Source organism: Arthrobacter sp. LjRoot14 (genome assembly GCF_964253905.1).
Taxonomy (GTDB): domain Bacteria; phylum Actinomycetota; class Actinomycetes; order Actinomycetales; family Micrococcaceae; genus Arthrobacter.
This window is the reverse complement of sequence record NZ_CAXURL020000001.1, coordinates 4,718,539-4,741,428: the sequence shown is the minus strand read 5'-3', so window position 1 is coordinate 4,741,428 and position 22,890 is coordinate 4,718,539. Positions and strand designations below refer to the sequence as shown.

Below are 22,890 nucleotides of genomic sequence, written 5' to 3'. Positions count from 1 at the left end.
GCTCCCTTTACGGTAACGTCAAAATGTTCGACTGCACATGATCCGGGCAGCGGCATCGGGTCTAGGGTGAAAAAGAAATGTGGCCTGCACCACGGTGATCCGTGTCGCCCGGGGCCCACACCCTCAACGAAGGACGGCGCTTCCATGCACGCTGACCAACAGCTTTCCAAGTCCCTGAAACCAAGGCACCTTTCCATGATCGCCATCGCCGGCGTGATTGGCGCAGGACTCTTTGTGGGTTCCGGTGCTGCCATCCAGCAGGCCGGTCCCGGCATCCTGCTCGCCTACATGGCCGCAGGAATTGTGGTGATCCTCGTGATGCGGATGCTCGGTGAAATGGCTGCTGCCAATCCTGAAACCGGATCATTCTCCACCTACGCGGACAAGGCGCTGGGCCGGTGGGCCGGATTCAGCATCGGCTGGCTCTATGCGTGGTTCTGGATCATCGTCCTCGGGATTGAGGCCACCGCCGGTGCGGCCATCATGCACCGCTGGGTTCCGGGCATCGACCAGTGGGTGTGGGCCCTGGTCCTCATGGTCCTGCTGACGCTCACCAACCTGGGCTCGGTGAAATCGTACGGAGAATTCGAGTTCTGGTTCGCCTCCATCAAAGTGGCCGCCATTGTGTTGTTCCTGCTCTTCGGAGTGGCCGCCATCCTGGGCCTGATTCCCGGAGTTCCGGCACCCGGACTGGACAACCTGGTCAACAACGGCGGATTCCTGCCCAACGGCCCCGGAGCGGTCCTCGCCGGCATCCTGGTGGTTGTCTTCTCCTTCTTCGGCGCCGAAATCGCCACCATTGCCGCCGGTGAATCCGAGAACCCGGTGGACGCCGTCAAGAAGGCCGTGAAGTCCACTGTCTGGCGCATCCTGGTGTTCTACATCGGCTCCATCGCCATCGTGGTCACCCTGCTGCCGTGGAACTCGGCCTCCGTTGCCAAGAGCCCGTACGTTGCCGTGATCGAACTTTTCGGCATCCCCGGCGCCGGAACCATCATGGACATTGTGGTGCTGACTTCGGTGCTGTCCTGCCTGAACTCCGGCCTCTACACCGCCAGCCGCATGCTGTTCTCCCTCGCCCGCCGCGGGGACGCACCCCGCGCCTGGACGAGGATCTCCGGCCGCGGCGTTCCAGCGTCGGCCGTGCTGGCCTCAACCGTGGTTGGGTTCATCACTGTGGGACTGAACTACATCGCCCCGGATACCGTGTTCCTGTTCCTCGTAAACACCTCGGGTGCGATCGCGCTGTTCGTCTGGCTGGTAATCGCCTCCTCGCAGCTCGTCCTCCGCCAGCGCATGGGTGCCGCCGCCAAGGACCTTGCCCTGAAGATGTGGCTGTTCCCGTACCTGACCTGGGTGGCCATCGCCAGCATCGTCGCGCTGCTTATCGGCATGGTGATCCTGGAATCCACGCGGGAGTCGCTGCTGCTCTCACTGGGCCTGGCCGCTGTGGTGGTGGGCGTGGGTGTCTGGCGTTACCGCAAGGGCCTCGGCGCCACTGGCACTGTTACGGAAGAGACCGCACCGGAAGAAGCCGGCGTGAGTGCCGGCCCGGCGTCGTAATTCAAAGGCGCTAGCCCGGGAAGCGGCTTAGCGCAGCAGGAGCGGGCCCGGCCCGCCCGGAAACGGAGTCCGGCCACCTTCAGTCAAGGTGACCGGACTCTGTTCCGTTTGGAGCCGGCTGCACCGCGTCGAAGAAACGATGATCCCCGGTTGAGGCGGATGATCCGTGAATGCGGGAGCGGATGAAGCTGACGTCTGCCGCGGTGAGCTGTATGGCACCGTGCTGATCGCGGACCACGGGCTGGTCCGCAACCCGGGCGACGATGGTCGAAATCGTCCTGGGCAGCACAACGCACCCGGGATTGTCCATGAGCCACTGGCGGGTCGCGGGATCAAGCCGGTGCCACTGTGATTTCAGTTCCATGAGGGGACCCGTTCCATGTGTTGGTTTGCCTCTTTCCCGGTCGGGCTGCTGTTTGATGGCGGAGCTGGGCTAATCGCGGCTGATGGGAAGCCGCTTCTCGGCGGCATCGGTTCCAGGTGCCGCGGGAAGAGGGGTCCTGACTTCCAGGACGCCGTTCCGGAAGGACACTTTGATGTCCTTGTCCGTCACACCCTCCGGCAGCGGCAGGTTGCGGGTGAATCGGCGATACCTCAGTCCGGAAGGAAAGCGGTCCCCGTCGGAGTGGTCGCCGGCCTCGGCGCGCCCTGCCCGGATGTGCAGCACTCCGCCGGCCACTGAAACCTCAATGTCCCTGTCGGGATCCGCGCCGGGCATCTGGGCCCGGACCACGAGGGTCTCCTCGTCGACGTACTCGTCGACACTGACTTCCGCGACGCTCGCGGCCATTGGCGCGTCCGCGTGTTCGAAGGGGCGCGCCATCGCGCCAGCGAACGGTGACGGCTTCCTGGCCGCCCCGTCCTGGGCAGACGGCCACCGGGCCGATTCGAACGGGGACCATTTCAACGCACCGGACATAGCTCTCTCCTGATTGTTCTCCTGGCAAGCCGACACCCATTGGCGGCCCGGACCCAAACCCCAGTAGATACCCATCCCCGGACCGGACAACAGGGCCCAAAGTCCCCGGTGGTGCAGGAGTGAACCCGCCCACAGGCAGAGCCCGCATCCGCGTGCGGGAATTTATCCAAACAGAGGACTTTCGTCCCTTACCGGTCGAAGGCATGCGGGGCATCATGGATGGGAATCCCCACGACCACCTTCGGAAGGAAACCATGGCGGGTCAATTTGAACTTTTCGCGGACGATGCAGCCGGGGTGCGTTTCAGGATGATCGCCCCCGACGGCACGGTGCTGGCCGTGTCCCGGCCGTTTCCGGATACCAGGGCGGCCGCCGCCGGCATCGAGGCAATGCGGGAATGCGCCGGCACAGGACTGATCAGGAACCTTTGTCCAAACGTCCACGAGCCGGTAAAGACCCGAACCATGCAGACCCCCGCACCCTCGGCAGTCGCACAGCGGGCTCACAGGAAAGGCCTATGCGCGGCATAGCCCGTCAGCGTTTGATGTGTCCATGACAACGTCACCGCAACCTTCCCGCGAACCCCATCCCGACCACGACCGCGGCCTTGAATTCGACCTCTCCACCCTGATGAGCCGGCGTTCCCTGGGTCTCTTTTTCGGTGCCGGCACAGCGGCAGCCGCCTTGGCAGCCTGCACTCCCGGCGGCGGGTCCGCTTCCGGAACGGCGAGCACGACGGCGGCCGCCAGCAGTTCCGCAACCACCACGCCGACTCCCTCAGCGTCTGCGTCCGCTACACCCTCCGCGTCGCCCACGCTGACCCGTGCCATCGCTGAATGCGGCGTGGAAATTCCGCAGGAGACAGCGGGGCCCTATCCCGGAGACGGTTCCAATGGCCCCAACGTCCTGGAGGCGTCCGGTGTGGTCCGGCAGGACATCACCGCCAGCTTCGGGACCTCCACCACCAAGGCCGAAGGCATCCCGCTGACGGTCACCTTGACTCTCCTGGACAACGCCAGCGGCTGCAAACCCCTTGCCGGGGCCGCCGTCTACGCCTGGCACTGCGACCGGGACGGCAAATACTCGATGTACGACGCCGGACTTGAAAATGAGAACTTCCTTCGCGGTGTCCAGGAAGCGGATGCCAACGGGCAGGTCTCTTTCACCACCATCTACCCCGGTGCCTACAACGGCCGCTGGCCGCACATCCACTTCGAAGTCTTCGAGTCCATGAGCAATGCCACGGCGGCCGGCCAGGTGCTGGCGGTCTCCCAGATCGCCATGACGGAGGCAGCATGCAACGAGGTCTACGCAACGGCAGGATATGAGTCCAGTGCCCGGAATTTTCCGAACACCACGCTCACCTCGGACAACGTGTTTGGCGACGATGGCGGCATCCACCAGTTGGCCACCATGTCCGGTTCAGCGGCCGCCGGCTACTCGGCAGGACTCAACGTCACGGTCTAGGACAAGGCCTCAGGCGCGGGCCGCCGGGTCCCGGCTAGACTCGGAGCCATGCCTTCCCACGCCACTGCCGCACACCACATCCAGGACCTCGGCGCGTACGTCAGCGCCTCGCCGTCGAGCTTTCACGCAGTACAGGAAGCCGCGAGCCGGCTGGACCGGGCGGGCTTCACCGGCCTGGACGAACTGGCGGCATGGCCGACCGGCGGTGGGGCGAATGGCGGTGGGGCGAATGGCGGTGGGGCGGGACGGTTCTATGTGGTCCGCGACGGCGCCCTGATCGCATGGGTGACTCCGAAGAATGCCGGACCGACCACCGGCTTCAACATCCTCGGGGCGCACACCGATTCGCCGTCGTTCAAACTCAAGCCCAAGCCCACCACGGGAAGATTCGGCTGGCTGCAGGCCGGAGTGGAGGTCTACGGCGGCCCCCTGCTCAATTCCTGGCTGGACCGGGAACTGCAGCTGGCCGGCCGGCTGGTGATGCTGGACGGTACACAGCGCCTGACCGCCACCGGTCCGCTGCTGAGGTTCCCGCAGCTCGCCATCCACCTGGACCGCGCGGTCAATGAGGGCCTGGCGCTGGACAAGCAACAGCACATGAACCCCGTCTTTGGGCTCGGCGACCCGGGAGCCGAGGACCTCCTCGCGCTGCTGGCCGAACGGGCCACCGCAGCGGCTCCCGGCTCCGCGCCGGTGGATCCGGCACAGATCGGCGGGTACGACGTCGTTGTGGCAGACACGCAACCGGCCGCGGTTTTCGGGGCCAAGGGTGAGTTCTTTGCCTCCGGACGGCTGGACAACCTGTCCGCCACCCATGCCGGCCTGGCCGCGCTCATCGCACATGCCGAGGCCGGAGACCAGGAGGACGGGGGCCCCGTCGCGGTACTGGCGGCGTTCGACCACGAGGAGATCGGTTCCAATTCGCGGTCGGGGGCCTGCGGACCGCTCCTCGAAGACGTATTGGTGCGCATCTCGGACGGCCTCGGGGCGTCGGCCAGCCAGCGCCGGCAGGCCCTGGCGGCGTCGTTCTGCGTGTCGGCCGACGCCGGCCACGCGGTGCACCCGAACTACGCAGAGCGCCATGACCCGGTCAACCGGCCGGTGCTCAACGGCGGCCCGTTGCTCAAGATCAACGCCAACCAGCGCTACGCGACAGACGGCCCGGGTGCCGCCTTCTGGGCGCGGCTGTGCGCCGATGCGGGGGTCCCGTACCAGGAGTTCGTCTCGAACAACGTGATGCCGTGCGGGTCCACGATCGGGCCGCTGACGGCGACGCGGCTGGGTATCAGGACCGTGGACGTAGGTGTGCCGCTGCTGTCCATGCACTCCGCCCGTGAACTCTGCGGCGTCGAAGACCCCTTCCGGCTGGCCCTGGTGACCGAGCTGTTCTTCCGAACGGCTGCCTAGGCGGGGGTACCGGGCTCACGAGCGGACTGCGGTGCGGTCCCTGGCTGTGGGGGCAGAGTCGCGGAGGTGGGCCCGCCGGCCTGCGGCACGCAGCGTCAGCCGGTCCACAAAACCGGCCGCGGCCAGGGACAGCCCCACGGCGAGTACAGCCAGCGCACTGGCGGCGTAAACGGGCTTGGCCGCCTGGTAGCTGATTTCCGGAGTGCCGGGCGAAAGGCTCGTGGTGATGAAGGACCGCGGAATCACGCCCATGGCTTCCTGCCGTTCCGCTGCCGTTGCTTCAATCCTGTCCACGATCCCCGTGAGGACCCTGCTCACGTCGTCCTTCGTCTCTGCCACCACTTCCACGGTGATGGCCGAGCGGTCGAACGAGTTCTGCCACTGGCCGCCGGAACTGGGAACGTAGACGGAGTAGCCGTTCCGTAGGCCGGTGCCGTACAGATCGGCACTGGTAGTTCCGGGTTCGGCGTCGCCGCGCTCTCCGTTCACCAGCCGCTCCACCATCGCGGCGTAGTGGATGGTGGCCTGCGAATCGGCCCGCAGGGGATTTCCCGCTGCCGCGCCGCTCGGAGGGTAGAACACCACATCGACCTTGCTCCAGTACACGCCGGTGGCCCCGGCGGCCTGCAAAACGGCCGGAACCATCAGAGCCATCACGGCCAGGACTACATACCAGCGCCGAAGGACGGCGTGCATGCGCAGCCGGTGCTGGGGTCCGGGGCTAGGCATAACGCTCCGTTCCCTGCGAGTCCTTCATCCGCCAGTAGGCCCCGCACAGTCCGGCCACAAAGAACAACATCCCCGCGGCCTGGGGAAAGGACAATGCATCGAAGAACCCGGTGAGCACGGCACCGGCCGCCAGGGAAGCTGCCAGCGCCGGGCCGAGGTTGGCCAGAAGCGGCTCTGCATAGTGGCGGCGCGCCCTGATGACGACGACAAACCCTACTGCGGGAACGGCGCACAGGGCGATCAGCCCGAGGATGCCCATGTCGATGAGTGTGACCAGGTACTGGTTGTCGAGAATGCGGTAGTCCGGCAGGAACGTCCCAAAACCGCGCCCCAGGAGCGGATTCATTTCAACGAAGCTGGAGACGACGTCGTAGCTGTCCGTCCGTGATTTCAGGCTCGGGTCCTGGCCGCCAAAAAGACCCTTGATGGTGCCCACCATGCCGGGCACCATCATCCAGACAACGCCAACCAGCGCCACCGCTGTCAGGCCCGCCCGCCGCCGCACAGCGGGACTCCACGAAGGCAGGAGAACGATAACGGCCACCAGAACGCCGATGATCGCTGACCTGGATACGGACAAAAGCGCAGCCACAGTGATGGTTCCGACGGGGAACCAGCGGAACAGAAGACGGGATTCGGTGTCGTACAGGGCCAACGTCAAAGCGAGGGGAAGGATCATGGCCAGTACGAAGGCGTACTCCAGCGGGTTGCGGGCCGTGGCGATCGACCTGTTGAAGCCCCCGCGGTCCTGGAGGGCGCCGAAGTCGGAAACGGACAGGCCCGGGATGCTGAGTTTCTCGACGAATGACTGACCGGTGAAAAACTGAAGCAGGCCCAGGGCCGCAAACATTCCCCCCAGAAAGCAGAGCCAGCGCAGCAGTTTAATCAGCCGTTCCCGGTTGGGGATTCCGTCCGTTGCCAGCAGCAGTATTCCGGCGAAGGCTGCAACCCGGAGCAGTCCGAGATTCAGTGCGTTGACCTCAGCCGGTGGGAGTGCCCGTGCCGCGCCGGCAGAGTAACTGGCAAGGGCTGCCACCACAAAGACCAGCAAGGCGATCCGGATTGGCTGGGAGTCCCGGGCGAGCGACGGCGTCGGGCGTTGAACGTGATACCAGCACCACCACAGCAACGCGACGAGCGCGAAGAGGGCTGCCGGTGCGCCCGCACCGCCGAGTGCCGCCACGCTCCTGTTGGACGGGATAGCCAAAAGGAGGAACAGGTAGACCGCCAGGACGGTGGCCGCATCCGGTCCGGGCGGTTTTCGCCCCAGGCCTGGAAGAACTACCTGCTGCCGGGGGCCGCTGTTGGTGAACATGCATTACCGTCGCAGATCGGCAACGGGCACGTACGGCTCGGGTAAAGGCTCGGCCGACGGACTGGCACCGGAATATGATCCGGAAGGCATAGGCATGCGGTCCGCACGGTTCCGTCGCGACAGTCCCGTCTCCTCAACGGGAAAGTCATCCGGGGGCAGGGCGGCCGCCCCAACATGCTTCTTTCCGCGCCGCTTGATCAGTTTCTTGTCTGCCAGCCCCGTCAGCAGCAGCGTGCCCGCCAAACCGATCGCAGCAACCACCAGCAGGGACCGGGTCCGGGCCTCACCCACGAGTGTCGTGTCCTTGTCCACACCGAGGGTCAGCAAGGAGATGCGGGATGCCTGCGGCAGGGACAGCTCGTCCTGGAGGGAGGTCATGGTCACAGGCATGGCATCCAGCACGCGGTTCAGGACCTCCAAGGTTGTTGCGGAGGAGTCTCCCGCGACCTTCACCCGCACGATAGGGCCGCTGGTTGTGGCGTCACGCTCGGCGGAATATTCCGCGCCCGGGTAGGCGTCCTCAATCGGACCGCGTACGGAGTCCGAATTCAGCTTGACCGTGAGCACCCCCATGGCCTGGTCAAGGCCACCCATGTACAAGAACGGGTTGTCTCCCGATATAACGGCTGTTGGCGGGGGTATGAGGGCCACATTTGCGGTCGCCTCGTAGGTCACCGGCGCCACACGGAACACCCAGAAGGACATTCCCGCCGTAATCAGCAGTCCGGCGAGCACAAAGTACCAACGACGCCTTGCGCTGGCATATAAATCACGTAAGAACACAGAATATCCCCCGCCTCAGTAGTCCTTGGAGCGCTTCGCAGCCTCTCATCGCAGCTCCCCTTATCTTCGATGCACCGGGCGGAGCGCCCAGCCCGACTTGAGTTGGTCCAGGCCCTCTTTGCCCAGGATGTTCAAGGCGATCTTCTTCACCAACAAACGGCCGGTTTCCTTGACGAACCGCCGGGGCCTTCCCACCGCCAGATCCTTCAACTCCTCGATGGCGCTGAGATCCGACACACCGTCCAGCAACCCTCCGAAGGCATCGCGGTACGGTTCTGGAGAAACCCGCCTGCCGCGAATTCTGTTGCTGACGTTCGAATCGTGGACTAATTGGAGCCAGGCCGGATCGCCGGCCAGTTCCTTGACGCTCATGGAGCGTCCGAGGAGATTGTGCCAGTCGGACCAGCAGGTGCGGGCCCCCGCCCAGTCTTCCCTGACTGAGCAGAAGGCGTTCGCCCGGTCTGTTCTCAGGTAAAGTCCGCTGCCGCAGCGGATGAGGCCATTGACGAGGTAGATCGCGGTGCGGGTACCACTATCGCCGGCCGCCTGGAGGTGCTCCACGAAGTCGCTGGCGAGTCCGTCATCGTTGTCCAGGTTTGTGGTGAGGAGGTCGTTGTGCCTGGCCCCGGTGACGGCATGCAGGTCTTGCAGCAGCTCCGCGCTGCTGACTTCGGCGCGAAAAATCGGCGTGAAGAGCGCGTCCTGGTTGAGCTCTGCAATGCGTTCCCTGAGCCATGCGGGGCTTTGCGGGTCGAAATAGATGATCCAATGGAAGTTCTGGTTCGACTGGCCCCGGACTGAAGGCAGGCAGTAGCTTTCGAAGAGCCCCAGGCGGGTCTTCAGCCATCCGTCCTTGGCCCTTATCCTGCTCTCGGCGCCCCTCGACGGGAGGTTGAACCTTGTGAGCAGAACGTGGTCGGCTGGCGCGCTCACAGCTTCACCTTGTAAATGTGGTAGGTGTATTCCGATTCGAATGTGTCAGCAAAAGACCCCGCAGCGTCAACCGGGACGGTGCGGTTTTCGAATAGGACTTCGGCCTGGTTCGTCTTGATGCCGTCGGGAAGCTTGAAATTCCTCTTGCCCGGCGTGGAACTTCCGTCCACCATGGAGAAAATATACGCGTAACCGTCGCGGATTTTCAGCATGGTATCCAATTGATTTCCCAGTGAAAAGTCATAGGACTGCGTATTTATCACCGGCGCGAGTTCCCGGATTCGGGAATTCACGGTTTTGACGGCCTCCATCTGTTCGGCCCCGCAGAAGCCGGTCATTACCTGGGAGAGCCGGAGCACGCTTCCGCCGCCGCAGGGACCGCTCAGGCTTTGATTGAAGTACACGATCCCGCGGGCCTCATTAATGACTGAATTCATGACGGCTCCCTGCAGTTGGCCCGCCGAAATGTTTGCCACAAACGGGCCTTCCCCCGGACCGCCGTTGAGGTTTTCCACGAACTGCCACAATGGCTGGAGCTTTCCATCCGCGGCATCCTGGATCCGGAGGGCGTTCATTGTTTTCCCGTAGCTGGAAGCAGTGCGGCAGTTTTCTTCGGACACCGGCACAATATGGGCGTTTGTGTATGGGCGCAGGCCGCAGTACGGAATCGTGTACCAGTACATGTCGAGCGAGACGGCGTCGGTGTAATTGTTCACGAATTGCTGGGCGTCCGGTGCGGCCATGTAATGGCTGATTACCATTTGGGTGAAATTCGCGTACTTGAAGAACCCTTGGGGTGAACCGTCAGCCAGCGCCTTCAGGTGCTGCCGCCCGGCTTCCGGAGTGAACCGCCCGTCCACCTCATCGTCCAGGAAAGAGCCAACCCAGTTGCGGCTCTGCTCCGTGAACGTAGCATTCAGTTTTCCGCCGATCCAATAGACGCCGTTGGCCTCGAATAGTGAGTAGGGAGTGGTGTCTGACATCCCCATGTAGGTGTTGATGCCATGGTCTTTGTCGTACTGGACTTCGGCGTCGCTGCTGATCCCGTTGTACCAGATGGCTATCGGAAAGAAGCTCGGATCATCCCAGCCGGCGCCGTCGGCCTTGGTGAAGTTCTTCCAGTAGTCAGGGCCGCCTTCCCACGGGACCTTGGGCAGGTCTTGAACGGCCACCACAGGTGCTGCCTCGATCCGGGAGCGATCCTCGGGCGCCGTGCATGCCGTGACGAGGAGCCCCACAGCTGATAGCAGGGCTGTTGAAGTCAGCAAGGCCTTCACGGCCCGGCCGCTGCCATTCGCCCTCCGCTGGAAGCCCTTCCATTTTCCTGTTGTTCTGATTCCGCGCATGCCTTGTTCCCTCCGCTCCCGGGACTTTGTTGCCCGAGTTGCTCTGGTTCCGTTCATCGCTTGTCACTCCGATCAACCGTCATTGCCGCAGTACGCCGCTTTGCCTCCTGCCTGGACGTGCGGGTCCCACCAATTCAAGGAGCTGGTTGGCCCTTGCCTCCCAGGTGTGGAGTCCCGCAAAGTGACGGCGCCGTTCTTCCGCCAGGGGATCGTGCGGGCCGGCCAATGCCTGCTGTACGCGCTTTGCGAACTCGTCACGGCCGCTGCCAATGGTCACCAGTTCCGTGTTCAACCACCGGACGGCCGGCAGGTCGGTGGCGACAACCGGGACGCCGGCGGCAAGGTAGTCCAAAGTCTTGAGGGGGAAGCTCGCCCGGTTAAAGGCGGTGTCCGCGTAGGGAGTCAGGCCCACCCCCGCTGCCGCCAGGTGCTGCCCCAGCTCCGCGGCCGGCAGCTCACCTAGCCAAGTGACGTTCCCGGAAGCCAGGAAGAGGTCCAGGCGCCGGCCGGTTTCCGGGTCGCGTTCGGTTCGGGGACCGATGACCAGCAACGGGACCCCCGCATCATTAACCGCTTCCAACAGATCCATATCCAGCCTTTCGTTCAGCTGGCCCACCAGGGCGGCGTTGTCGGAGCGATCGACGCGACGCGGGGTTTCCTTCCCGGGATCACAGCCGTTTGGCAGGACGACGACGGAGGCCGGGCGGGCAGGGAAGCTCACCTCCAGGCTTTCGGCCAGATGCGGGGACACGGCCGCGGCGATGTTCGCCTCGCGGAGGTTCCGGCGCAGCGTACGGCGCACCAGTGGACCCGACAGGCCCATCAATGGCGCTCCGGCCACCCAGTCGTCGGTAACAAAAAGGATCTTCCGGCCCGCCACCCGGGTGGGGAAGCCGGACGTGGGCGATGAGACCATCACGGCGACGGGGCTGGCCTTCATGGCCCGAAGAGCAGACCTGATGGCATGCCCCAGTACGCCCTTGGCAATGGCGGCAAGGCCCGGCCGGGTGAAGCCGGGGATGGAAAATGAACGTAGACGGGTGATGCCGGGTGCGACGTTGCTCAGTTCGTTGCGGACGCGCAGTGCATTCATCCCGTGCCGGAACGCCAGGTGAACCGGGAGCGGCGGATCGACCCACAGCACCGCTACCTGACGCGCCAGGGCTGCCGCCAGCCGGTGGTCGGTTCCCTGAACGTTCTCCCAGCGGCTTCCGGGGATGTACACGAAAACCTGCTGCCCTTGCTTGCAGTCAAGTCTGCCGGTTTGAAGCATGCGGTTGCCTTCCTCTGTCAGAAAGAGACCGTGCCTTCTGTGTTCCCAATCCATTGCCGCAGGCATTTTGCCGTTGGCCATGGCCCAGCTGCAGTCCTCTCACCGGCGATGCCCCACGCACCGCGATCCTGCGCCCAGCGGGCTTACGCCGGAGGATGCATGGACCGGTGGTGATGAACTGAGGTAAATATAACGACCGGTTCTACCCGGCACTAGAGAATCCACCACTTGGGTGAAGGGCTCCACCACTCGCACCACGTCTCCGCAGGGCGCCCGTGCAACAGGCCGGTTCTTACGCGAGCCCGATCACCAGGTTGATGGTGGTGGCCAGGATGACGGTGCCGAAGAGATAGGACAGCAGGCTGTGTTTAAGCGCTTCGGCCCTGATGAGGTGGTTCTGCAGATTGGTGTCGGACACCTGGTATGTCATGCCCAGGCTCGTGGCCAGGTAGGCGAAGTCCGTGTACTGCGGAGGCCGGTCCTGGTTGAAATCTATGCCGCCCGCGTCCGATCCGCCGCGCTTCCCGGGACTGTAGTACAGCTCGGCGTAGCGCAGGGTGAAAAGGGTCTGCACCAGGATCCACGACAACGCGACGCACGCCAGGGCCAGGAGGCCGCCGCTCAGTCGCGATCCGCCGTCGGACCTGTGCGAGTCCACCACCACCGCGGCAACTGCGGCCAGGCTGGCGACGTTGGCCACCAGGATGAGCAGGTCGGTGGTACTGCGGGACGGGTCCTCAGACGTCGCGTGGGCGCGGGTCCCTGCGGGGTCGAGGCGTCCCACTACAAGCCAGACCCAGGCCACGTAGACCAGTGCGGCGCTGCCCCAGCCGACGGCCGGCGCCTCCACCCAATATCCGGACAGTCCGGTGGCCGCAGCGGTCGCCAGCCCGGTCATAACCATGGCAAGAAACCGCAGCCGGCTTCGTTTCACCCTGGCGGGCAGCGGGCTGGTGTCCATGTGTCGATACTCTAGCCAAACAAACAGGCTGCGCCCGGTTCCGGTTCGTTTTTCCACATAGGGGCCCGGAGCGATTCCGCCCGGCACGGACCCGGGACTAGCCTGAAGCGGTCACGAATCGCCGAAACCGGCCTAAATGCACTAAGATATTGAAGTCTGTGCTGCGTCCTGCCTCCGTTTTGGGGAACGGATGCGCACGGCACCGCAAATGAACCTCCTGTTACGGAAATGCCGTAACCGCTTAGCCCAAAGGAGGTGGGTTCACATATGCGTCCTTACGAATTGATGGTAATCATCGACCCCGAGGTCGAAGAGCGTACCGTTGAGCCGTCGCTTCAGAAGTTCCTGAACGTCATCACCAACGATGGTGGAACCATCGAAAAGGTTGACATCTGGGGCCGTCGTCGACTGGCTTACGAAATCAAGAAGAAGTCTGAAGGTATCTACGCCGTGGTGAACTTCACCGCCAAGCCGGACACCGCCAAGGAACTTGACCGCCAGCTGAGTCTCAACGAGACCATCATGCGCACCAAGATCACCCGCCCCGAAGAGCAGAAGGTCGTTGCTGAGTAATTTCAGCATCGTGCATTCAATCTTTACCCCGCAGGAACGAACAAGGAGGCAGTAGATGGCAGGCGAAACCACTATTACGGTCATCGGTAATCTCACCAATGACCCCGAACTGAGGTTCACACCGTCAGGTTCGGCAGTAGCGAATTTCACCATCGCTTCTACGCCCCGCACCTTCGATCGCCAGTCAAACGAGTGGAAGGACGGGGAAACCCTGTTCCTCCGCGCGTCCGTCTGGCGTGAAGCAGCCGAAAACGTCGCAGAATCCCTCACGAAGGGTATGCGGGTTATCGTTTCCGGACGTTTGAAGAGCCGTTCCTACGAAACCAAAGAAGGCGAAAAGCGCACCGTTATCGAGCTCGAAGTCGATGAAATCGGCCCGAGCCTGCGCTACGCCAACGCCAAGGTCAACCGCACCCAGCGCTCCGGCGGTCAGGGTGGCCAGGGTGGCTTCGGCGGCGGCAACAGCGGCGGTGGGTTCGGTGGCGGCCAGGGTGCAAGCCAGGGTGGCAATACCGGAGGAAACTGGGGCGGCAACCAGCCCGCAGCAGCGCAGGAAGACCCTTGGGCAACGCCCGGTGTCAGCAATGCAGGCGGCGGCTGGGGCAACGGCCCGGATTCCGAACCTCCCTTCTAACCAATAATTCAGGTCCGGCGCCGGAACCCGCCGGGATGCCTTACGGCTCCCGGGTGAGTGCCGCCGTCGAACCACCACCATCCCGTGGATCAATATCCACGGGCTCCATAGAATAGGAGCTCCACGATGGCTAAGGCTGAACTCCGTAAGCCCAAACCAAAGTCCAACCCCTTGAAGGCCGCTGACATCACCGTCATCGACTACAAGGACGTAGCATTGCTGCGCAAGTTCATCTCCGACCGCGGAAAGATCCGCGCCCGTCGCGTCACTGGCGTCACGGTGCAGGAACAGCGCAAAATCGCCCAGGCAATCAAGAACGCCCGCGAAGTTGCTCTGCTGCCTTACTCCGGCGCTGGCCGCGGCTAAGGAAGGGATTAACTAAAATGGCAAAGCTCATTCTGACCCACGAAGTAACCGGTCTCGGTGCTGCTGGCGATGTTGTCGAGGTCAAGGACGGTTACGCACGTAACTTCCTGCTGCCCCGCGGTTTCGCACTGACCTGGTCCAAGGGTGGCGAGAAGCAGGTTGAGTCCATCAAGGCTGCCCGCGCTGCCCGCGAGCACGCTTCCCTGGAAGACGCTCAGAAGCAGGCCGCTGCACTGCAGGCCAAGCCGGTCAAGCTCGTTGTCAAGGCTGGCGAGACCGGACGCCTGTTCGGCACCGTCAAGCAGGGCGACGTGGCCGACGCTGTTGAGGCCGCCGGCCTCGGCCGCATCGACAAGCGCAAGGTTGAACTGCCGGCTCACATCAAGTCGACCGGTTCCTACCAGGCCAACGTCCGTCTGCACGACGACGTTGCCGCTGTGATCGAACTCGACGTAGTCGCAGGCAAGTAGTCCCTCCGGCCAACCGCCAGAGCGCTACGCAGTCCTGAACTGCTGAAGGCCCCCGCCTCGGATTCCCTTTTTTGGAACCGAAGGAGGGGGCCTTTGTTCTTTAATTCCCGGCTGTTCAAAGGGCCTGCTGCGGCCGGGGGCTACTCCTGGTGCATCACGGTGGTGGAGTGCCGGTGCCCCGCCCGGATGAGTTCGGCCAGCACGCCTTCATCTACGTCCTCGAGTTTGTTGATGTAGAGGCACCCTGCGCCGACCTTGTGCTTGCCAAGGCGCGGCAGAAGCTCCGCGGCTTCGGGCGCGTAGGTCAGGCCATAGAGGGAGAGGCTCCCCTTCCGCGGGGAGAAGCCGACGGCCACCGTGTCCCCCTCGCGGCCGCTCTCATACCGGTAGTGGTAGCTGCCAAACCCCACGATGCCGGGGCCCCACATCACGGGTGTTTCGCCGGTGTGTTCCTTCATGAGGGCCAGGAGCCGCAGGCCGTCCCGCTGCCGGGCGGGATTCTCCACGCCGTCAAGGAAGTCCTCCACGGAAGCGTCGGTTGCCTGCGTCTTGTTTTCAACCATGACGGCAGTCTGGCAGACTCCGCTGCGCTTGTCAGCAGGGTTCGCCGGCAGTGTTCCGTTGCCGTGGAATAAACACGGGAGCGGACAGGTTGACTCGATAGATGCAAACGCATGTAATCTTGATTTACCGTTGACCTCAGGAGTAAACCGTGGAAACCCGCCGCATAACCGTCCTCAGCGCCGGACTGGGCGTACCGTCGTCGAGCAGGCTGCTGGCCGATCAACTCGCAGCCGCGGCCCAACGCAGGCTCAGGGCCGCCGGCTACGAGGTGTCCATCGATGTGGTGGAACTCCGTGATCTGGCCGTGGACATTGCCAACAACTTCGTCACCGGCTACGCGCCACCGCGGCTGGCCGAAGTGATTGCCGGCGTGGAGGACTCCGACGGCATCATCGCCGTCACGCCGGTGTTCAGCGCCTCCTACAGCGGCCTGTTCAAGTCGTTCTTCGATGTCCTGGACCCCAAGGCGCTGGAGGGCAAGGCCGTCCTCCTTGGGGCAACCGGCGGCACCGACCGCCACCAGATGGTTCTGGACTATGCCATGCGGCCCTTGTTCAGCTACCTGCGGACCCGCACGGCTGCCACCGGCGTCTACGCCGGGCCCCAGGACTGGGGAAACGCGGACGACGGCGGCTCGCCCCTTTCGGTGCGGATCGACAGGGCAGCGGAAGAGTTTACGGAGCTTGTCACAGCCTCGCGGCCGCGGCGGAGGCCGGATGCCGCCGGTTCCCTGCCGTTTGAACAGCTCCTGGCCGGCATCTCGAACGGCCGCTAGGCACCAGCCGCCGGGCGCCCGGCCCGGGCCTGCTCCGAACTTTTCCGGGGGTCCGCTCGTTGTGCGGGACATGAAATGCCCTGTGGATTCAGTAGACCTGGTAATGAGTGAGCGCAGCGGAGTGGAGATCGATTACTGTCCGCAGTGCCGGGGCGTGTGGCTTGACCGCGGCGAGCTCGACAAGATCATCGACCGCGCCGCCGAGCTGATGGGTCCGGGGACGCCGGCCGCACCCGTGCCGCCGGCCGCCCCTCCCGTTCCCGGACTTGTTCCGCCGCCGCTTTACAACACCCTTGACCCCCGCCGGGATGACCGGCGGCCGGATGATCGTCGCTATGACGACCGCCGGGACCGGCCCCGATACGATCAGCCCCGCCATGACGACCGCCGCTACGACGACCGACGGCGGCCCAAGAAGAAGGAAGGCTGGCTCGGCGAGCTCTTCGATTTCTGAGTGGTCAGGCTGGATGCTCAGTCGTCGAGCAGCGCAATGAACTCCCTGGCCTGTTTCATGGAAATGTCCGAGTGCCGGGTCAGCGCCGTTGCCGCTGCCTCGGTGTCACCGCTCCTGGCCAGCGTGCGGATGCGGCCGTAGATCTCGTCATTCAGCATGTTGCTGCTGACCTCCCGCGTGACATCGCCCTTACTGGCGATCGCGCGGTAGCGGTACGGGAAACGCTCGGGGGCATCGTCGTCGTCATGCTCCGGCACCTTAGGGGCCGCTGAGCGGAACGGCTGCGGGTGGGCGGCCAGGGCGCCGACGGCGTCGCGGGAGGCCCGTAGGCCCTCACCTGAGGCTTCGTAGTAGAGCTTGATGGCCGCCATGGCCTGGCCTTGGGCGATCAGGGCGTACAGGCGCCGGTGCTGGTCTTCGGTGAGTTTGGCTGCTGCGGCCTTGGCCGTTTCCACGGGATCACCGGACGGCGTGCCGCGGCTTGTCTTGGCGGCGGCACCCGTTGCGCCGGCGGTGCGGCGTCCTACGGCACGGGCCACCAGCAGGACGGCGGCCCCCACGATGAGCAGGATCAGGACGGGGATCACTAGCGATTCCATTGCTAAAGCCGATCTACATAATTTTTTGCGGTCAGGAGATCTGAGTGCGTTGCCTGCCGCAGCATCTTGATGGCTTGCAGTTTCTGGCCGTTGCGGGCCAGGGACTGCAGCTGGAGGGCGAACTGCGGGTTCAATTGGCCGCCGGGGAGGACCGGTCCCTGGTAGCCGTGCATTCCAACACCGGGGCTGGACCCGGCCTGGGCGCGCAAGGCCGCCCGTGCGTGGTCTGCCTGCTGCGACTGCTGTTGCTCGTTCTGGCTTGGCCGGGTGGCGGCATCAACCCGTGCCCGTGCGGCTGTGGCTGCCTGCACCTGGGCGGCATAGTGGGCCTGCGACCGTATGGCCAGTTCCAGCTGATAGCGCTCCGCGTCCGAGATGCCCGTGTCCCGGGGTTTCAGTGCCGTGGAAACCGCCCAGATCACTGCCACAAGGATGAGGGCAGGCAGCATAACTATCAATACATCGCCCATGAATAGAGCTTATGCCAGTTCGCTGTTATCCACAGCATATTCTCGGTTGCGCATACAGCCCTTCGAGGAAAGCGTCAATTCGATCCCCCCGGAGCGGCCTAAATCACAGGACGGGTATATTCTCCGTCACTTGTCCCTGAGTTACCGGCCGGTATCCCCAATGGGAACCTGCAAGCTGTGGATGAACGTTCCTTAAAAGAATCTTTCGTCCACAGGCCATTTTCAACGTTTTCGCAGGTCAGAGCCATATTGGGGCCCAAAGTTTCTTGGTTTCCACAGGTTGCCACACAGGCTGTGCACAAGCAGCGGCCGGTAGTCCACAACTTATCCACAGGTGTGCATGTATGTGGGCTTGGTGCCCGGGAGAAGGGGTACTAACGTAGCGGGATACCTGTTTTTGGGGCACTAGTACTTGGTTTCGGGAGTCCGCAAGAGCATATTGCAGGCGATCCTGACGCCCACTCGGACCCCCAATTGTGGATAACCTCCGCAAATTGGGGATAACCGGGTTGCGGCCGGAACAGCGGGCGCGGGCCCAGTCCCGCGCAGGAGGACTGTCAGTGCCGGGTGGTAGTACTTGTCCTGCCGCGCAGCGGGCTTCCTCTGCGCCACGACAGCCCAATGGCAGATCGCAACACAGCACCGACGGCAATGAGAGATGCGCCGCGGTACACAACGGAGGACGGCAGCTTTGTCAGTTACGCACCTGGACTCAATCGAGGGCACCCGGAGTTCCGAAGGCAACCGCAAACCGCCCCAGGACATCCCCGCCGAGCAATCAGTTCTCGGCGGGATGATGCTGTCCAAGGACGCAATCGCCGACGTCGTTGAGATCCTGCGGGGCCAGGACTTCTACCGCCCCGCCCACGAGACAATCTACGAGGCCGTCATTGACCTCTACGGCCGCGGCGAGCCTGCCGACGCCGTGACGGTGTCTGATGAGCTGACCAAGCGCGGAGAGATCAACCGGATCGGCGGACCCGCCTACCTGCACGAACTCATCCAGACCGTACCCACAGCCGCCAACGCCGGATACTATGCGGAGATCGTTGCCGAACGTGCCGTCCTGCGGCGGCTGGTCAATGCCGGCACCAAGATCGTCCAGCTGGGTTACGGCTCGGACGGTGAAGTGGAAGACCTCGTCAACCAGGCCCAGGCCGAGATTTACGCCGTGGCCGAACGACGGACGGCTGAGGACTACGTTGTCCTCAAGGACGTCATGGAATCCACGGTGGACGAGATCGAAGCTTCGGGCCACCGCGACGAAGGCATGACGGGCGTGCCCACGGGCTTCTACGAACTGGACGAGCTCACACACGGCCTGCACCCGGGGCAGATGATCGTCATCGCCGCCCGCCCGGCCGTCGGTAAGTCCACGTTCGCCCTGGACTTTGCCCGGTCCGCGGCCATCAAGAACAACCTCGCCACCGTGATGTTCTCCTTGGAAATGGGCCGGAACGAAATCGCCATGCGCCTCCTTTCCGCGGAGGCCACCATAGGCCTCCAGGACCTCCGCAAGGGCACCATCAAGGACGAACAATGGTCCAAGATCGCCACCACCATGGGCCGGATGAATGATGCGCCGCTGTTCATCGATGACAGCCCCAACATGTCGCTCATGGAAATCCGGGCCAAATGCCGCCGGCTCAAGCAGCAGCACGATCTGAAGCTGGTCATCCTGGACTACCTGCAGCTCATGAGCTCCGGCAAGAAAGTGGAATCGCGCCAGCAGGAAGTTTCGGAGTTCTCCCGTGCGCTGAAGCTGCTGGCCAAGGAGCTCCAGGTGCCCGTGATTGCCCTGTCACAGTTGAACCGTGGCTCCGAACAGCGCCAGGACAAACGGCCCATGGTCTCGGACCTCCGCGAATCAGGTTCCATCGAGCAGGACGCCGACATGGTCATCCTGCTCCACCGCGAGGACGTCTACGACAAGGAATCGCCGCGTGCCGGCGAAGCGGACATCCTCATTGCCAAGCACCGTAACGGCCCTACGAAGGACATTGTGGTGGCCTTCCAGGGGCATTACTCGCGGTTCGCCAACATGGCGGCGGACGCAGGCGGCGGCGGCTTCTAGCCAGCGCGACTATTCGCCTTCCTGCACCCCGCCAGCGGAGAGCAGGTGGTTGGGCAGCCGGTTCCCCGGCGCCCGGCCACGGATTTCCAGCAGTTCCCGGGCGTGGGCGTGCAGGCGCTTGTCCTCCTCCGAGACCGGCACCCAAGGCGGAATCGGCACCGAATTCCCGGCCGCGTCCCTGGCCACCATGACGGTCAGGCAGTACGTGGTCAGGTTCATCTCCCGGCCTTTGGGATCTCCGGACCGGACGTGCACGGCAATGTGCATTCCCTTGGTGCCGGTGTACACAAGGCGCGCCTCCACTTCCACGACGTGGCCAATCAGCAGCGGCCGGTAGAAACGCACCCCGCCGGAAAATACCGCCACGGTGTCTTTGCCGCAATACCGGGACGCGCAAACATAGGCGGCCTCGTCGATCCACTTCATGACGATGCCGCCGTGCACCTTGCCGCCCCAGTTCACATCCGTCGGGGCGGCCATGAATCGAAGGACCACCCGTTCCGCCGTGCCGGCGTCCGTGTACTCCTGCGCATTCATGGCCTGGACGATGTCCTCGCGGACCTTGATCCGCGCCAGGGCGTGGTCGCGCTGCTCGGTCTCCTCCGGAGTGGAAGGTTCGAACTGCGGGACGGGGACCGGTTTACCGTCCGGGCCCACGGCCACAAATATCACCATGCACTGGCTGCGCATTGTGGCCGCCCCGCCTTTGGGATCGCCAGAGGACACCACCGTGCGGATATGCATGGAGGACCGCCCGGTATAGACGATCGTGGCGGTGACTTCCACCATGTCCCCGCTGTTGACCGGGTCGGCAAAGTGGATGTTGCCCACGTAGGCCGTTACGCAGTACGACTTGGCCCAGCCAACTGCCGCGGCATAGGCCGCCTTGTCCACCCATTCCAGTACCGTCCCGGCGTCCACCGAGCCGCTGTGGCCGACGTCCATGGGGGCCGCCAGAAAGCGGAGGGTCACTGAATTGGCGGCAGTCTCGCTCATGCTGAGAGTTTACTGATGACCCCGGCATACCGGCGGGTCCGAATGACACAAACGCCGCAGAACCCGCCACATGCGGCGGGGGCGGCGCGCCACGCGGGACTGGTGGGTGGACCCGGAAGCGACTGTCGGATTTGCCAGTCTAATGAGAATGACTATCATTTAGTTTATGAAGAGCCCACATAGCGTCATTCGCCGCCACTCCAAACCCTCGCTTCCCTCGCTTCGCCCGGCGCGGCGGTCCGGTCCGCGGGTTTCCCCGATCGGCTTGCCGGGAGCAGCCGGACTTGCTGTTGCCACGCTCGTCCTGAGCGCTTGCGCCGCGGATCCGGGGCGGAGCGGTGACGGCGCGCAGGCGGGAGGCGGCGCGTCATCCGCCGGGGAGTCCGTCGGGTCGTCCAGTGCAAGCCGGGAGGTCCAGGGCCCCGCGCCAAGGCTGGTACTGACCCATTCCGGCGGCATCACGGTGCTCGACGCCACCTCACTGGAGGTCGTGGGGGAGGCGGAGCTTGCGGGCTTCAACCGGTTGAACCCCGCGGGCGACGGCCGGCACGTCCTGGTGTCCACGGGAAATGCGTTCAGGGTGTTCGATGCGGGCGTGTGGACTGAGAAGCATGGTGATCATGGGCATTCCTACGCCGTTGAGCCATCACTCACGGCTGCCTCGTTCGAAGCCAGCAAGTCCGGCCACGCCGTCTTCCACTCCGGCAGGACCGCCCTCTTCAGTGACGGTTCCGGAAAGGTGGAGCTCTTCGACCCGGCGGGACTGGCGGAGGGTGCGGGTGTCCTTCCGGACAGCGATGTCTACGCGACCCCGGAAGCCCATCATGGCGTAGCGGTGCCGCTTGAGGCGGGCAAACTCCTCGTCACGCTCGGTGACGAGGAGTCGAGGCGGGGGGTTGCCGTGCTGGCAGCGGGAGCGGGCCAGGACCGGGCCGAACTGGTACGCAACGAGGACTGCCCCGGCGTGCACGGCGAAGCGGTTGCCGGGCCGGACGCCGTCGTGGTGGGCTGCGAAGACGGAATGCTGATCTACCGGGACGGAAGGATTTCCAAAGTGGCCAGCCCCGACGCCTACGGGCGGATGGGAAACCAGGCGGGTTCCCCCAAGTCGCCGGTAGTCCTGGGTGACTACAAGGTGGATAAGGATGCCGCGCTGGAACGGCCTACGCGCGTCTCGCTCGTCAATACGGAGACGGGCGCCCTCCGGCTGGTGGAACTCGGCACGAGTTATTCGTTCCGCTCGCTGGGCAGGGGTCCCGCGGGCGAGGCCCTGGTCCTGGGAACCGACGGTGCCCTGCGCGTCATTGACCCGTTGACCGGAAGCATCACGTCCACCATCCCCGTAGTTGATGCCTGGGAGGAATCGGAAACCTGGCAGGACCCGCGCCCCACGCTGTTTGTGCAGGGCTCCACCGCCTACATCACGGAGCCTGCAAGCAGCGCGATCCATGCCGTGGACCTTTCCTCGGGGAAGGTAGCCAAATCGGCGGAACTCGCGCACGTGCCCAACGAGCTGACAGGCGTATCCGGTTAGTATTCCCCCCGCGGGGGACTGCCTCTTACGGTTCGCAGACAGCGACGCCGGGCCTGCCGCTTGCGTGGCTGGCCCGGCGTCGTGCGGGGATGGTTTTTGGGCTGCTTCCCGCCTTACGCGAGGACGCGGAGCTTCGAGTTGCTGCGGCCGAACAGTGCCCGGTCGACGGCCAGCTTGCCGGCGCCGGTCAGTGCAATAGCCAAGGCTCCGGCTGCAAGCAGCAGTACGAGTTCATAACCGCCCGTTGCGGCAAAGACGCCGGCGGAGGCGTGCACCAGGAACAGGGCGCCAAGCATGTCCACGGCGAGAAGGGCTGCGAAGACGCGCGTCAGTACGCCCAGGATCAGGGCGATTCCACCCGCAAGCTCGAGCGTGGCCACGGCAGGGGCTGCCAGCTCAGCGGCGGGCACGCCCATCTTGGCGAACGAAGCCTGGGTGCCGGCGATGGTCCATTCGTTGAACTTCTGCCAGCCGTGGGCTGCGAACAGGAAGCCCGCTATGACGCGCAGGATAGTAAGTGCTGTGGTTGTCAGTGTGGACTGGTTCATGGGAATTTCACCATTTCGAGGTCGGGGGCATTGCCGGGCGCCCGTCTGGACGCGGTTGAAGCTTCAATTCTTAACCCTGCCAGCTGATTGGTTGAAGAGTCAACTAATGTGGTCGACATGTGACAGGTCTCTCCAGC

26 protein-coding genes are annotated in these 22,890 nt (G+C 64.1%); 12 read left to right on the top strand and 14 right to left on the bottom strand.

Annotated features, from left to right (window positions below; genetic code table 11):
* The first annotated feature begins 144 nt into the window (after nucleotides 1-144).
* Nucleotides 145-1,563, top strand: a complete 1,419-nt coding sequence (locus ACSQ12_RS21575) for an amino acid permease (RefSeq protein ID WP_209741842.1) — start codon at nucleotides 145-147, stop codon at nucleotides 1,561-1,563.
* Between the two features lie 79 nt (nucleotides 1,564-1,642).
* Here the strand turns inward: ACSQ12_RS21575 and ACSQ12_RS21570 are convergent, their stop codons facing one another.
* On the bottom strand, nucleotides 1,643-1,927 hold the full coding sequence (locus tag ACSQ12_RS21570) for a hypothetical protein (RefSeq protein ID WP_436066865.1): 285 nt from the start codon (nucleotides 1,925-1,927) through the stop codon (nucleotides 1,643-1,645).
* A 69-nt stretch (nucleotides 1,928-1,996) separates the two neighbouring features.
* The gene (locus ACSQ12_RS21565) at nucleotides 1,997-2,482 is read right to left on the bottom strand and encodes an Hsp20/alpha crystallin family protein (protein WP_436066864.1); all 486 of its coding nucleotides are present in this window, start codon (nucleotides 2,480-2,482) and stop codon (nucleotides 1,997-1,999) included.
* Between the two features lie 254 nt (nucleotides 2,483-2,736).
* Here ACSQ12_RS21565 and ACSQ12_RS21560 point away from each other — a divergent pair, with 254 nt between their 5' ends.
* From ACSQ12_RS21560 to ACSQ12_RS21550, 3 genes are read left to right on the top strand one after another with little or no spacing between them, the layout of a single operon-like run.
* Nucleotides 2,737-3,012 carry a YegP family protein gene (locus tag ACSQ12_RS21560; protein ID WP_436066863.1) on the top strand — a complete coding sequence of 92 codons (276 nt, stop codon included), beginning with the start codon at nucleotides 2,737-2,739 and terminating at the stop codon, nucleotides 3,010-3,012.
* A gap of 22 nt (nucleotides 3,013-3,034) precedes the next feature.
* The gene (locus ACSQ12_RS21555) at nucleotides 3,035-3,949 is read left to right on the top strand and encodes an intradiol ring-cleavage dioxygenase (RefSeq protein WP_436066862.1); all 915 of its coding nucleotides are present in this window, start codon (nucleotides 3,035-3,037) and stop codon (nucleotides 3,947-3,949) included.
* A gap of 48 nt (nucleotides 3,950-3,997) precedes the next feature.
* Entirely contained in the window at nucleotides 3,998-5,356 is a 1,359-nt protein-coding gene (locus tag ACSQ12_RS21550; protein ID WP_436066861.1) for a M18 family aminopeptidase, read from the top strand.
* A gap of 15 nt (nucleotides 5,357-5,371) precedes the next feature.
* Here the strand turns inward: ACSQ12_RS21550 and ACSQ12_RS21545 are convergent, their stop codons facing one another.
* The 7 genes from ACSQ12_RS21545 to ACSQ12_RS21515 all read right to left on the bottom strand — a co-directional run bounded on the left by ACSQ12_RS21545 (nucleotide 5,372) and on the right by ACSQ12_RS21515 (nucleotide 12,696).
* The gene (locus ACSQ12_RS21545; RefSeq protein WP_436066860.1) at nucleotides 5,372-6,085 is read right to left on the bottom strand and encodes a hypothetical protein; all 714 of its coding nucleotides are present in this window, start codon (nucleotides 6,083-6,085) and stop codon (nucleotides 5,372-5,374) included.
* Nucleotides 6,078-7,400: an O-antigen ligase family protein gene (locus ACSQ12_RS21540; RefSeq protein WP_436066859.1), complete on the bottom strand. Its 1,323-nt coding sequence runs from the start codon at nucleotides 7,398-7,400 to the stop codon at nucleotides 6,078-6,080. Before ACSQ12_RS21540 ends, ACSQ12_RS21545 begins: the two co-directional genes overlap by 8 nt.
* Before the next feature lie 3 nt (nucleotides 7,401-7,403).
* A complete protein-coding gene (locus ACSQ12_RS21535; RefSeq protein ID WP_436066858.1) occupies nucleotides 7,404-8,135 on the bottom strand; it encodes a hypothetical protein in 732 nt (243 codons plus the stop codon).
* Between the two features lie 108 nt (nucleotides 8,136-8,243).
* Nucleotides 8,244-9,116 carry a glycosyltransferase gene (locus ACSQ12_RS21530; RefSeq protein WP_436066857.1) on the bottom strand — a complete coding sequence of 291 codons (873 nt, stop codon included), beginning with the start codon at nucleotides 9,114-9,116 and terminating at the stop codon, nucleotides 8,244-8,246.
* Complete coding sequence (locus ACSQ12_RS21525) at nucleotides 9,113-10,462, bottom strand: hypothetical protein (RefSeq protein ID WP_436066856.1); 1,350 nt, start codon at nucleotides 10,460-10,462, stop codon at nucleotides 9,113-9,115. The genes ACSQ12_RS21530 and ACSQ12_RS21525 overlap by 4 nt, the downstream gene beginning before the upstream one ends.
* Before the next feature lie 79 nt (nucleotides 10,463-10,541).
* A complete protein-coding gene (locus tag ACSQ12_RS21520; RefSeq protein ID WP_436066855.1) occupies nucleotides 10,542-11,687 on the bottom strand; it encodes a glycosyltransferase in 1,146 nt (381 codons plus the stop codon).
* A gap of 340 nt (nucleotides 11,688-12,027) precedes the next feature.
* Nucleotides 12,028-12,696, bottom strand: a complete 669-nt coding sequence (locus tag ACSQ12_RS21515) for a DUF1345 domain-containing protein (protein ID WP_436066854.1) — start codon at nucleotides 12,694-12,696, stop codon at nucleotides 12,028-12,030.
* A 267-nt stretch (nucleotides 12,697-12,963) separates the two neighbouring features.
* Here ACSQ12_RS21515 and rpsF point away from each other — a divergent pair, with 267 nt between their 5' ends.
* The 4 genes from rpsF (at nucleotide 12,964) to rplI (ending at nucleotide 14,739) form a co-directional block, all read left to right on the top strand.
* Nucleotides 12,964-13,269 carry a 30S ribosomal protein S6 gene (gene rpsF / locus ACSQ12_RS21510; RefSeq protein WP_011693941.1) on the top strand — a complete coding sequence of 102 codons (306 nt, stop codon included), beginning with the start codon at nucleotides 12,964-12,966 and terminating at the stop codon, nucleotides 13,267-13,269.
* A gap of 55 nt (nucleotides 13,270-13,324) precedes the next feature.
* Nucleotides 13,325-13,903 (top strand): single-stranded DNA-binding protein, encoded by a 579-nt coding sequence (locus ACSQ12_RS21505; protein ID WP_011693940.1) that lies wholly within the window; start codon nucleotides 13,325-13,327, stop codon nucleotides 13,901-13,903.
* Nucleotides 13,904-14,029: 126 nt separating this feature from the next.
* Nucleotides 14,030-14,269 carry a 30S ribosomal protein S18 gene (gene rpsR, locus ACSQ12_RS21500; protein WP_003800144.1) on the top strand — a complete coding sequence of 80 codons (240 nt, stop codon included), beginning with the start codon at nucleotides 14,030-14,032 and terminating at the stop codon, nucleotides 14,267-14,269.
* Nucleotides 14,270-14,286: 17 nt separating this feature from the next.
* On the top strand, nucleotides 14,287-14,739 hold the full coding sequence (gene rplI, locus ACSQ12_RS21495) for a 50S ribosomal protein L9 (protein ID WP_043479709.1): 453 nt from the start codon (nucleotides 14,287-14,289) through the stop codon (nucleotides 14,737-14,739).
* A 140-nt stretch (nucleotides 14,740-14,879) separates the two neighbouring features.
* Here rplI and ACSQ12_RS21490 read toward each other — a convergent pair whose 3' ends face one another.
* A complete protein-coding gene (locus ACSQ12_RS21490) occupies nucleotides 14,880-15,302 on the bottom strand; it encodes a DUF1801 domain-containing protein (RefSeq protein WP_209741849.1) in 423 nt (140 codons plus the stop codon).
* Between the two features lie 149 nt (nucleotides 15,303-15,451).
* Here ACSQ12_RS21490 and ACSQ12_RS21485 point away from each other — a divergent pair, with 149 nt between their 5' ends.
* The gene (locus tag ACSQ12_RS21485) at nucleotides 15,452-16,078 is read left to right on the top strand and encodes an FMN reductase (protein ID WP_436066853.1); all 627 of its coding nucleotides are present in this window, start codon (nucleotides 15,452-15,454) and stop codon (nucleotides 16,076-16,078) included.
* A gap of 70 nt (nucleotides 16,079-16,148) precedes the next feature.
* Nucleotides 16,149-16,532: a zf-TFIIB domain-containing protein gene (locus ACSQ12_RS21480; RefSeq protein ID WP_209741851.1), complete on the top strand. Its 384-nt coding sequence runs from the start codon at nucleotides 16,149-16,151 to the stop codon at nucleotides 16,530-16,532.
* A 17-nt stretch (nucleotides 16,533-16,549) separates the two neighbouring features.
* Here ACSQ12_RS21480 and ACSQ12_RS21475 read toward each other — a convergent pair whose 3' ends face one another.
* Together ACSQ12_RS21475 and ACSQ12_RS21470 are read right to left on the bottom strand one after the other, a co-directional pair.
* Nucleotides 16,550-17,131, bottom strand: a complete 582-nt coding sequence (locus ACSQ12_RS21475) for a hypothetical protein (RefSeq protein ID WP_436066852.1) — start codon at nucleotides 17,129-17,131, stop codon at nucleotides 16,550-16,552.
* Between the two features lie 2 nt (nucleotides 17,132-17,133).
* Nucleotides 17,134-17,601, bottom strand: a complete 468-nt coding sequence (locus tag ACSQ12_RS21470) for a hypothetical protein (protein ID WP_209741853.1) — start codon at nucleotides 17,599-17,601, stop codon at nucleotides 17,134-17,136.
* Between the two features lie 691 nt (nucleotides 17,602-18,292).
* On the opposite strand from ACSQ12_RS21470, the gene dnaB reads away from it, so the two are divergent.
* Nucleotides 18,293-19,675, top strand: a complete 1,383-nt coding sequence (gene dnaB, locus ACSQ12_RS21465) for a replicative DNA helicase (RefSeq protein ID WP_209741854.1) — start codon at nucleotides 18,293-18,295, stop codon at nucleotides 19,673-19,675.
* A gap of 9 nt (nucleotides 19,676-19,684) precedes the next feature.
* On the opposite strand, the gene ACSQ12_RS21460 is transcribed toward dnaB, so the two are convergent.
* Entirely contained in the window at nucleotides 19,685-20,671 is a 987-nt protein-coding gene (locus tag ACSQ12_RS21460; RefSeq protein ID WP_436066851.1) for an acyl-CoA thioesterase, read from the bottom strand.
* A 166-nt stretch (nucleotides 20,672-20,837) separates the two neighbouring features.
* Between ACSQ12_RS21460 and aztD the strand changes: the two genes are divergently transcribed.
* A complete protein-coding gene (aztD, locus tag ACSQ12_RS21455) occupies nucleotides 20,838-22,205 on the top strand; it encodes a zinc metallochaperone AztD (RefSeq protein WP_436066850.1) in 1,368 nt (455 codons plus the stop codon).
* Between the two features lie 113 nt (nucleotides 22,206-22,318).
* On the opposite strand, the gene ACSQ12_RS21450 is transcribed toward aztD, so the two are convergent.
* The gene (locus ACSQ12_RS21450) at nucleotides 22,319-22,753 is read right to left on the bottom strand and encodes a DoxX family protein (RefSeq protein WP_436066849.1); all 435 of its coding nucleotides are present in this window, start codon (nucleotides 22,751-22,753) and stop codon (nucleotides 22,319-22,321) included.
* Nucleotides 22,754-22,890: the final 137 nt, after the last annotated feature.

Excerpts from the sequence above, each read along its gene's own strand:
- ACSQ12_RS21490 (WP_209741849.1), bottom strand. The coding sequence starts at position 15,302 with ATGGTTGAAAACAAGACGCAGGCAACCGACGCTTCCGTGGAGGACTTC.
- aztD (WP_436066850.1), top strand. The coding sequence starts at position 20,838 with ATGAAGAGCCCACATAGCGTCATTCGCCGCCACTCCAAACCCTCGCTT.
- ACSQ12_RS21450 (WP_436066849.1), bottom strand. The coding sequence starts at position 22,753 with ATGAACCAGTCCACACTGACAACCACAGCACTTACTATCCTGCGCGTC.
- ACSQ12_RS21570 (WP_436066865.1), bottom strand. The coding sequence starts at position 1,927 with ATGGAACTGAAATCACAGTGGCACCGGCTTGATCCCGCGACCCGCCAG.
- ACSQ12_RS21555 (WP_436066862.1), top strand. The coding sequence starts at position 3,035 with ATGACAACGTCACCGCAACCTTCCCGCGAACCCCATCCCGACCACGAC.
- ACSQ12_RS21470 (WP_209741853.1), bottom strand. The coding sequence starts at position 17,601 with ATGGGCGATGTATTGATAGTTATGCTGCCTGCCCTCATCCTTGTGGCA.
- ACSQ12_RS21545 (WP_436066860.1), bottom strand. The coding sequence starts at position 6,085 with ATGCCTAGCCCCGGACCCCAGCACCGGCTGCGCATGCACGCCGTCCTT.
- ACSQ12_RS21560 (WP_436066863.1), top strand. The coding sequence starts at position 2,737 with ATGGCGGGTCAATTTGAACTTTTCGCGGACGATGCAGCCGGGGTGCGT.
- ACSQ12_RS21480 (WP_209741851.1), top strand. The coding sequence starts at position 16,149 with ATGAAATGCCCTGTGGATTCAGTAGACCTGGTAATGAGTGAGCGCAGC.
- rpsF (WP_011693941.1), top strand. The coding sequence starts at position 12,964 with ATGCGTCCTTACGAATTGATGGTAATCATCGACCCCGAGGTCGAAGAG.
- ACSQ12_RS21460 (WP_436066851.1), bottom strand. The coding sequence starts at position 20,671 with ATGAGCGAGACTGCCGCCAATTCAGTGACCCTCCGCTTTCTGGCGGCC.
- ACSQ12_RS21505 (WP_011693940.1), top strand. The coding sequence starts at position 13,325 with ATGGCAGGCGAAACCACTATTACGGTCATCGGTAATCTCACCAATGAC.
- rpsR (WP_003800144.1), top strand. The coding sequence starts at position 14,030 with ATGGCTAAGGCTGAACTCCGTAAGCCCAAACCAAAGTCCAACCCCTTG.
- ACSQ12_RS21540 (WP_436066859.1), bottom strand. The coding sequence starts at position 7,400 with ATGTTCACCAACAGCGGCCCCCGGCAGCAGGTAGTTCTTCCAGGCCTG.
- ACSQ12_RS21565 (WP_436066864.1), bottom strand. The coding sequence starts at position 2,482 with ATGTCCGGTGCGTTGAAATGGTCCCCGTTCGAATCGGCCCGGTGGCCG.
- rplI (WP_043479709.1), top strand. The coding sequence starts at position 14,287 with ATGGCAAAGCTCATTCTGACCCACGAAGTAACCGGTCTCGGTGCTGCT.
- ACSQ12_RS21550 (WP_436066861.1), top strand. The coding sequence starts at position 3,998 with ATGCCTTCCCACGCCACTGCCGCACACCACATCCAGGACCTCGGCGCG.
- ACSQ12_RS21575 (WP_209741842.1), top strand. The coding sequence starts at position 145 with ATGCACGCTGACCAACAGCTTTCCAAGTCCCTGAAACCAAGGCACCTT.
- ACSQ12_RS21475 (WP_436066852.1), bottom strand. The coding sequence starts at position 17,131 with ATGGAATCGCTAGTGATCCCCGTCCTGATCCTGCTCATCGTGGGGGCC.
- ACSQ12_RS21515 (WP_436066854.1), bottom strand. The coding sequence starts at position 12,696 with ATGGACACCAGCCCGCTGCCCGCCAGGGTGAAACGAAGCCGGCTGCGG.
- ACSQ12_RS21525 (WP_436066856.1), bottom strand. The coding sequence starts at position 10,462 with ATGCGCGGAATCAGAACAACAGGAAAATGGAAGGGCTTCCAGCGGAGG.